The organism is bacterium, assembly GCA_018830565.1.
Taxonomy (GTDB): Bacteria; UBA9089; JAHJRX01; order JAHJRX01; family JAHJRX01; genus JAHJRX01.
Genome location: JAHJRX010000048.1, coordinates 1 through 8867 on the forward strand (window position 1 = coordinate 1; position 8867 = coordinate 8867).

The 8867-nt window shown below is 34.8% G+C and carries 9 protein-coding genes; 8 read left to right on the plus strand and 1 reads right to left on the minus strand.

Annotated features, from left to right (window positions below; translation table 11 throughout):
- The first annotated feature begins 229 nt into the window (after positions 1 to 229).
- The 7 genes from rsxC (at position 230) to KJ849_04365 (ending at position 6590) form a co-directional block, all read left to right on the plus strand.
- Entirely contained in the window at positions 230 to 1546 is a 1317-nt protein-coding gene (gene rsxC, locus KJ849_04335; protein MBU2599786.1) for an electron transport complex subunit RsxC, read from the plus strand.
- Between the two features lie 171 nt (positions 1547 to 1717).
- On the plus strand, positions 1718 to 2713 hold the full coding sequence (locus KJ849_04340; protein ID MBU2599787.1) for an RnfABCDGE type electron transport complex subunit D: 996 nt from the start codon (positions 1718 to 1720) through the stop codon (positions 2711 to 2713).
- A gap of 22 nt (positions 2714 to 2735) precedes the next feature.
- Positions 2736 to 3281, plus strand: coding sequence for an FMN-binding protein (locus KJ849_04345; protein ID MBU2599788.1), 546 nt, complete (start codon positions 2736 to 2738; stop codon positions 3279 to 3281).
- Positions 3282 to 3489: 208 nt separating this feature from the next.
- On the plus strand, positions 3490 to 4098 hold the full coding sequence (gene rsxE / locus KJ849_04350) for an electron transport complex subunit RsxE (protein MBU2599789.1): 609 nt from the start codon (positions 3490 to 3492) through the stop codon (positions 4096 to 4098).
- A 1-nt stretch (position 4099) separates the two neighbouring features.
- A complete protein-coding gene (locus KJ849_04355; GenBank protein MBU2599790.1) occupies positions 4100 to 4702 on the plus strand; it encodes an electron transport complex subunit RsxA in 603 nt (200 codons plus the stop codon).
- Between the two features lie 2 nt (positions 4703 to 4704).
- Positions 4705 to 5502, plus strand: a complete 798-nt coding sequence (locus KJ849_04360) for an RnfABCDGE type electron transport complex subunit B (GenBank protein MBU2599791.1) — start codon at positions 4705 to 4707, stop codon at positions 5500 to 5502.
- Entirely contained in the window at positions 5502 to 6590 is a 1089-nt protein-coding gene (locus KJ849_04365) for an undecaprenyl/decaprenyl-phosphate alpha-N-acetylglucosaminyl 1-phosphate transferase (protein MBU2599792.1), read from the plus strand. Before KJ849_04360 ends, KJ849_04365 begins: the two co-directional genes overlap by 1 nt.
- A 172-nt stretch (positions 6591 to 6762) precedes the next feature.
- Here the strand turns inward: KJ849_04365 and mazG are convergent, their stop codons facing one another.
- A complete protein-coding gene (gene mazG, locus KJ849_04370) occupies positions 6763 to 7527 on the minus strand; it encodes a nucleoside triphosphate pyrophosphohydrolase (GenBank protein ID MBU2599793.1) in 765 nt (254 codons plus the stop codon).
- A gap of 367 nt (positions 7528 to 7894) precedes the next feature.
- Between mazG and KJ849_04375 the strand changes: the two genes are divergently transcribed.
- Positions 7895 to 8659, plus strand: a complete 765-nt coding sequence (locus KJ849_04375; GenBank protein ID MBU2599794.1) for a hypothetical protein — start codon at positions 7895 to 7897, stop codon at positions 8657 to 8659.
- The last annotated feature ends 208 nt before the right edge of the window (positions 8660 to 8867 follow it).

Genomic DNA, 8867 nt, shown 5'->3' on the forward strand with positions numbered 1-8867 from the left:
AGAAAGGTGCATATTCTTCCATTGGATCACCCTTGGAGGAAGTTTAAAATAAACCCATATAAAAGATCATTTTTATCTAATACAAAATAGGACATTTCTATTTAACGGAAAACAGGACATTTTCATTTTGCTGTTACAAAAAGTAATTTTTTGCTTGATAAAGAACAGTGTTTGTGTTAATATATTTTTTTACTGTTATATTATTTAAAACTTTAAAAGTGGAAAAGATATGAATTTGATAACTTTTAAAGGTGGAATTCATCCACCATGCCATAAGGAGTTAACTGAAAATAAGTTAACCACCAAGATGGAGATTCCTTCTCAAGTAGTTATTCCTCTTAGGCAGCATATTGGGGCACCTAATGAAGTTAAAGTAGCTGAAGGTGAGAAGGTTAAGACAGGACAAGTAATTGGAGAAAGTTCTGCTTTTGTGTCTGCTTCTGTCCATGCTTCTTGCTCTGGGATAGTAAAAAAGATAGGAATGTATCCTCATCCAGTCTTAGGAAGTTGCTTAGCGGTGGTCATTGAATCTGATGGGCAAGATACCTGGATCGAAAAAGAAGAACACCGTAATTGGGAGCAAATTTCTCCTTTGGAATTAAGGAAGATCATAAAAGATCGGGGCATAGTGGGGATGGGAGGAGCTGGATTTCCAACCCATGTTAAATTAACTCCACCTGAAAATAAACCTATTGATACCGTTATCTTAAATGGGGCAGAGTGCGAACCTTATCTTACAGCTGATCATCGGGTAATGGTGGAAAGAGTTAAAGATGTAGTTTTGGGATTAAAGATTATCATGAAGGTTCTGGGAGTCAAAAGAGCTTACATTGGTATTGAGATAAATAAGAAGAATGCTTTGTTTTTAATGGAAAAAGCAGTGAGGTCTGAAAAAAGAATAAAGGTGATACCATTAAAGGTAAAGTATCCTCAAGGTTCTGAAAAGCATTTAATTAAAACTATTCTCCAGAAGGAAGTGCCTTCCGGTAAATTACCAATGGATGTAAAGACCGTGGTCTTAAATGTCTCTACAGCTTTAGCGATAAAAGAAGCAGTGGTAAATGGTCTACCTCTAATAGAGCGAGAAATAACCGTGATAGGAAGACCAATTAACGAATCTAAAAATTTAAGAGTACGTTTGGGTACTTTGTTTACCGAGGTAATTAAAACCTGTGGTGGATTTGTAGAAACACCAGCGAGAGTAATTATGGGAGGACCAATGATGGGAATAGCCCAAAAGACCTTAGATCTGCCCATCATAAAAACTACTTGTGGGATTTTAGCTTTAACTAAAGAAGATATTTCTTTGGAAATTCCAAGCAATTGCATTAGGTGTGGAAAATGTGTCGATGCTTGCCCTATGAAACTTATGCCTAATATGCTTGGATTATTAGCCCAGCGAAGAAAGTTAAATGAGTTAAGAGAATATCATCTTTCTGATTGCATAGAATGCGGTTGTTGTGTCTTTGTCTGTCCAGCCAAACGTCCCTTAGTTCATTACTTTAAGTTGGGTAAATACCTTATCGCTAAGGACGATAAGAAATAGATGGCAAATATACAAACAAAGATCCTGTAAGGGTTCATTACCTTGCAGTTGGGTAAATACCTTATCGCTAAGGACGATAAGAAATAGATGGCAAATATACAAACAAAGATCCTGTAAGGGTTCATTACCTTGCAGTTGGGTAAATACCTTATCGCTAAGGAGAAGATATAAATGGAAAAGCTAAATGTTGCGGTTTCTCCTCACTTAAAGACCAAAGATTCTGTTCCTAAGATTATGTGGACAGTAGTAGTTAGTTTAATTCCTGCAGGAATTGGAAGTGTTTATTTTTTTGGTCTGCATGCTTTGGGGATTATTATTTCATCTGTGGCGGGTGCTGTCTTAACCGAAGCTTTGATCCAAAAAGTATTTCTTAAAAAGCCGGTAACTATTACTGATGGAAGTGCTGTAGTTACTGGGATATTACTTGCTTTTTCTATTTCACCTCAGGTGCCGCTTTGGCTTGTAGTAGTGGGTTCAGCCTTTGGTATTGGTATTGCCAAGCATTGCTTTGGAGGTTTAGGTTGGAATGTCTTTAATCCAGCTATGATTGGTCGGGCATTTCTTTTGGCTTCTTGGCCTGCTCTAATGACTAGATGGATCACTTCCTTCGATGCCAAGACTACCGCTTCACCTTTAGGGATATTAAAAGAAGAAGGAATAGAGGCCTTGGTAGCTTATTTTGGAAATCATGCCACTATGTATAAAAGCTTATTTTTAGGAAGTGTAAGTGGATCATTAGGAGAAACCTCGTGCCTTTTATTGTTGATAGGAGCAATAATCTTATTTATTAAAGGATATATTACCTGGCCTATTCCGTTTAGTTTTCTGGGAACGATTGCTTTACTTTCATGGGTATTTGGTGGGCAAGGTCTTTGCAATGGAGATCCTCTCTTGAATATCCTTTCGGGAGGAGTTATCTTAGGAGCATTCTTTATTGCTACCGATATGGTTACTTCTCCTACTACCAAGATAGGTCAATTAATCTTTGGTATGGGTGCAGGAGCATTGGTTGTTCTTATCAGGCTTAAGGGTGGCTATCCAGAAGGTGTTTGCTATGCAGTCTTATTAATGAATGCTTTGGTTCCCATAACTGATCGGCTGGTAAAAAGAAGACCATTTGGAATGAAAACTACTGAAATCACAGGGAAAGAAAAAGAAGGGCGGTAGAAGGCCGCCGAGGAGGATAGCTTTGCTTAAAATACTTAAAATAGGCTTTAATTTAATGGTTGTGGCTTTATTGGGAGCTATAATCTTAGCCTTTAGTAATAACATTACTGCTCCTCTAACTAAAAAGGTAGAAGAAGAAACAAAAGCCAGAGCAAGAAAAGCAGTCATCAATGCTGATGAGTTTATCCAAATCGATCCAGAAGGAAGATTTTTTAAGGCCATCAAGGATGGTAAGTTGTTAGGTTATGTCATTACTGCTCTGGCTAAAAATGGTTACGCTGGAAGTTTTGGGGTAATGGTGGGAGTTAGTCCAACCTTAAAAGTAGTAAAGATAAAAATATTAAACCAACGGGAAACTCCAGGGTTAGGAACAAAGATTGAAGAAGATTGGTTTTTATCTCAGTATGAAGGCAAAGGAGTAGAAAATTTAGTAGTGATAAAAGAAGAGACTGCGGATAAAATTCAAGCTATTACTGGAGCAACTATATCTTCTAAGGCTGTTACTGATGGAGTTAAGGAAGGGATAGAAGAGTTAAAGAAAAAGTTAACTTGTTTAGAAAAGAATTAAGATTAAATGGACTATAGTAGTTATTAACGAAAACTAGACATAGGAAATAATACCGAGCAATAAAAGATAAACTTGTTTGCCCTCAAATTAATTTGCTCTAGGTCAAATTTTCATTAATAAGTGCTATATTTAAATAATTGCTTAGATTGCTTGAATTTAACTGATTACTGAGAGCTAAGGGTTGAATTTACTTTAAATTAGGAGTGAAATGTCGATGTGGAAGATATTTATTAACGGTGTCTATAAAGAAAACCCTATCCTTCGTCTAGCTTTGGCGTTATGTCCATCTTTAGCTGTTTCTAATACAGCCTTAAATGGATTAGCCATGGGTATCTGCCTTTTATTTGTGATGGTGTGTTCAGAAGTAATTGTTTCTTTAACGCGAAAAGTTATTCATCAGCGAATTCGAGTTCCTGCTTATTTAACCATAACTGCCACCATTGTCACGCTTTTAGAGCAATTTCTTCATGCTTGGTTTCCAGAAATTCATAAAAACTTAGGGGTCTTTGTTGCTTTGATCGTAGTCTTTGCTATTATTCTGGCCAGATGTGAAGTCTTTGCTTCTAAAAATTCTGTAGGTAAGTCCTTCTTTGATGGATTAGGAATGGGGACAGGCTTTCTTCTTTCCATGGTGATTATTGGGATGATTCGAGAATTATTTGGCTCTGGAAGTATCTTTGGACAGCAGATAATGTTTGAAGGTTACCAGCCTGTCTTAATATTAGTTCTTTCTCCAGGAGCATTTTTAGTGGTGGGTTTACTAATGGGGTTTATTAACTGGATAGAAAGAAAATTTACCCCAAAAGGAGTAAAATAAGATGGACTTAAAGGAATTAGGGACCATATTTATCAGTGCCGCTTTAATAAATAACTTTGTCTTTACTAAATACTTAGGATTATGTATTTTTTTTGGTATTTCCAAAAGAATGGATATCTCTATCTCCATGGGTATTGCGGTAACTTTTGTGATGGTCCTAAGCTCTATCTTAGGAGGACTAATCTATCATTTTGCCCTGGTGCCATTCCATATTGAATTTATGAGAATTGTGGTCTTTATTATAGTGATTGCTTGTTGTGTTCAATTCATAGAGATGATTGTCAAAAAACACTTAACTACTCATTACCATATGTGGGGAGTATATTTACTCTTGATTGCTACTAACTGTATTGTTCTTTCTATTCCTTTGATAAATGTGGAGAATAAGTTTAATCTTATTCAAAGTGTGGTTAATGCTTTTGGGTCGGGAGTAGGATTTGCCTTAGCCATAATCTTAATGGCTAGTATTCGAGAAAAGGCAGATCTGGCTGATTTACCTGAATCTTTAAAGGGATTTGCTTTTGCCTTCATTGCTGCTTCTTGTTTAGCTCTTGCTTTTTTTGGATTTTCAGGATTAATTAAACCCTTGGCGGGAGGAATATAGCCATGGACTGGGGATTAATTGCCAACATTACTACTACCCTGGCGATAATTGGATTTTCCTTTGGATCTTTACTTGCTCTGGCTGATCAAATCTTTGGTATAGAGTTAGATTCCCGTGTTCATGAAGTAGAAGAAATATTACCTAAGGGTCAATGTGGTGCTTGCGGATTTGGAGGATGTGCTGCTTATGCAGAAGCGGTAGTAGTAAGTAATAATGTTTCGCCTTCGCTTTGTCGGCCTGGTGGAGGGGATATGGCTAAACTAATTGCCAAGATTACGGGTAAAGAGCCAGAAGCCATTGAGGGAACAAAAGCTCATTTAAGATGTCAAGGAAAACCAGAAAAAGCCTTCATTTATGAAGGTAATATGGATTGTGAATCTGCTTTCCTGTTATTTAATGGTGATAGTGTTTGTCCCTATAGTTGTCTTGGATATGGGACCTGTGTTCTGGCTTGTCCATTTGAAGCTATTTCATGCCAAGAGGAAAGGATCATCATTGACCATCTCCGTTGTACAGGATGTGGAAAATGTGCTTCTTTTTGTCCAAAGCAAGCTATTCAAATGATCCCTGAAACAGCTAAGGTAGTGGTAAGGTGTGCTTCTTTAGAGAAAGGTGCAAGAATAAAGGAGATCTGCCCAGTAGGTTGTATTGGCTGTGGCATATGTGCTAAGGAATGTAAAGCCCAAGCTATAAAAATAAAAGATAACTTACCTGAAATAGATTATGCTCAGTGTAGACAGTGCCCAGATATATCCTGCCTTAATAAAAAATGTCCCACCAGCGCCTTGGTAAGAATTTAATGAAATTTATCATTTTATTTCTTATCTCTTTTTTTATTTCTACCGCTTTAACGCCTTTAATGAGAAAGTTTTGTTTAAAAACTAAGATTGGCATAGACTATAAAAGTGATAGAAAAGTACATCAAAAACGAATTATCACTCGTTTAGGGGGAGTGGCTATTTTTTTCTCTTTCTTTCTTTCCCTCTCTATCCTTTATTTCTTTGTTTTGGAGAAGGAGATCTTTTTAAAAAATGTCACTATTCTCTTCTTAGGAGCCTTAATTATTTTAATGATAGGTCTATATGATGACGTTAAGAGAGTAAGACCGATAATAAAACTTTTATTTCAAATTTTAGCTGCTTTAGTCTTGGTCTATTTTAATGTAATAGCTGATGTTTCTAAATACATTACTAGTAATTATATTTATCAAATAAATGCTTTAGTTACCGTGATTTGGATAGTGGGGATAACTAATGCAATTAACTTAGTAGATGGATTGGATGGCTTAGCAGCTGGAATTGTTTCTATAGCTTCTATTACTATCTTTCTTATCTCATTACTTAATCAATCCTTTGATTGTGCTTTTTTCTCTATAGCCTTAGCTGGGGCTGCTATTGGCTTCTTACGTTATAATTTTAATCCAGCTAAATTATTTTTAGGCGATAATGGCAGTATGTTTTTGGGCTTTTCATTGGGAACTATTTCGTTAATAGGTTCTCATAAGAGTGCTACCGTGGCTGCTCTCCTTATTCCTGTAATAGCTTTAGGACTTCCCATTACAGATACTTTATTTGCGATAATTCGAAGAACTATAAAAGGAATACATATCTTTGCCCCAGATGACGGACATATCCACCATAAGTTAGTAAATTGGGGTTTTACCCATAAAGAAGCGGTATTATTCTTATATGGTATCACTGTTATCTTAGGATTAACTGCTTTTGTCATTACAGCTCTTAGAAATGAGATCTCCGGGGTTATTTTATTTGCGATAGGAACTATTGTCGTTATAGGCATTAGGAAACTTGGATTCATAGAACATCTCCTGATAATAAAGAATAGCCTTACTAATGGACATAAAAAGGAAAAACAGAAGGACTTTTTATAGTCTTATGGTAACTTTATGAGATGGAAGTTGTCAGATGCAATCAGAGTGTTGGCAGTCTATTCACTGGTTGAGTTGAAAAAAGCACGTGCTTTGCCTGGCACCACCAATTTTATTTACTTTTGGATATGTTTATAGACGATAATTTATCTCTATTATTTTGTGGGATAAGAAATTAGAAAGAGTGTTCCTTTTTATTTTTTATTCTTTCTTCCATTTGAGTAAATCTTTGGATAAATTTATGAATGGTTTGGCGAAGGGAAAGTTCGGGGTCTATCTTAAAAAAACGAGCAACACTAACTAAAGAAAAAAGTAAGTTTCCAAATTCTTCCTCTGTTTTTTGAGTATCTTGATTTTGGCACTGGTCTTCAAGCTCTTTAATCTTTTCTCTTATCTTCTTAATTGCCTCATCTTTTTTAATCACCTCATCCTTCTTAATTACCTCATCAATGTTATCCCAGTCAAATTTTACTGTAGCCGCTCTTTCTTGAATCTTCTTTGCCCAAACTAAAGCTGGTAAATGATGAGGAATTCCTTTAAGTAAAGACTCATCCTTTGTTTCAGTTCTTTTAATTTTGTGCCAATTCGATAAAACCTCTTGAGAATCTTTAACTTTAGTATCTCCAAAAACATGGGGATGACGTTCTTTCATTTTTTTAATAATTTCTTTTAAGATATCATTAACATTAAATAAATTAGCTTCTTTAGCTAAATGAGCATGAAAGACTATCTGGAAAAGAAGGTCTCCTAACTCAGATCTTAAATTCTCAAAATTTTGCTCCTCAATTGATTCTAAAACTTCATAAGCTTCTTCAATTAAATAACTCTTTATTGATTGATGATCTTGCTCTTTATCCCAAGGACAACCCTCGCTACTGCGTAGTTTTTCCATAATATGGACTACTTCTTCAAAGAGATTACCTGAGGTTATCTCCTTCATTTATTATCTCCTTTTATTGATTGATGATCTTGCTCTTTATCCCAAGGACAACCTTCGCTACTGCGTAATCTTTCCATAATATGGACTACTTCTTCAAAGAGATTACCTGAGGTTATTTCTTTCATCTATTATCTCCTTTTCTTAGCAAGATAGTTTTACTTGTAAAGTATGGCATTTTTACTTATTAACCTTAATCATGCTTAATTATATAGGAAAAGAATTTAAAATCTATTAAGATTTTTATCTTACAAAAAAAGCCTTGACGATTAATCTTAAAAATACTAAATTAATATTAAGTTAAAGGACGTTGAATCTACTTTCAAGATAAAAAGTTTTTAAAATAAAATTTTAGAGAGAATGATTGATAGTGAAAAAATTAGTAACTTTATTTATATTTGTGTTTATCTTATGTTTAAAGACATCTTATGCTGGCGAGGGTATTTATTTAGCTTATAATTCACGGGAAGGAGATGTTTTAAGCTACCAAATGACAGCGTTAGCTGAAAACAAGTTAAAAGATGTAGGAAAATTCACCTCAGAACAAACTGTTAATTGGGATCAAAAAGTGATTAAGGTTAAGGGTGATATCATTACTGCTAAGATTGTGATCACTTATTCCCAAGGAATAATGCGTTCAGAAGATATTCAAGAAAAAGAAGTTCCAATAGATATGGGTAGTTTAAAAGAAGGAGATGAGTATTTTATAAAATTTCGAAAAAATGGTGAAGTTGTTGAAAGTAATCAGGAAGCTTTAGAAGAATCTATATTAAATCAGCTTATATTTCCTAAAACAAAGTTAAAGATTGGAGATAGTTGGAACTTAGGAAATTATACCACTTGTAAGCTTATTGATTTTGTAAAATACAAAGGTTATGACTGTGCTAAGATAGAAGTTAAGTCTATTCCTGGAAAATTAGAGATACCTGGCCTTCTTAAGGAAGTGCCTTCTCTTCAAAGCCAAGATTTCACCATGCACTCTACTGATGGAATAGTTTATTTTGCTTATAAAGAAGGAAAGATGGTAGAATCAAAGACTAAATCAATTCTTAACATCGAGCAGATATGGAAAGAAGAAGGAAAAGTTTCTACAGCTTCGACAATGGAGACTATAGTTGAACTTGTAGAAAAATAAATAAAACTTTTACACTTTTTGAGTAATTACGGTAAAGGTTAAGGAGTACTTGAGGTTAAATAAAGAATTTATGAAGTAGGTGACAAATATGAAGTATGTAATAGAAAGTTTATGAAGTAGGTGACAAATATGAAGTATGTAATAGAAAGTTTATGAAGTAGGTGACAAATATGAAGTATGTAATAGAAAGTTTATGAAGTAGGTGACA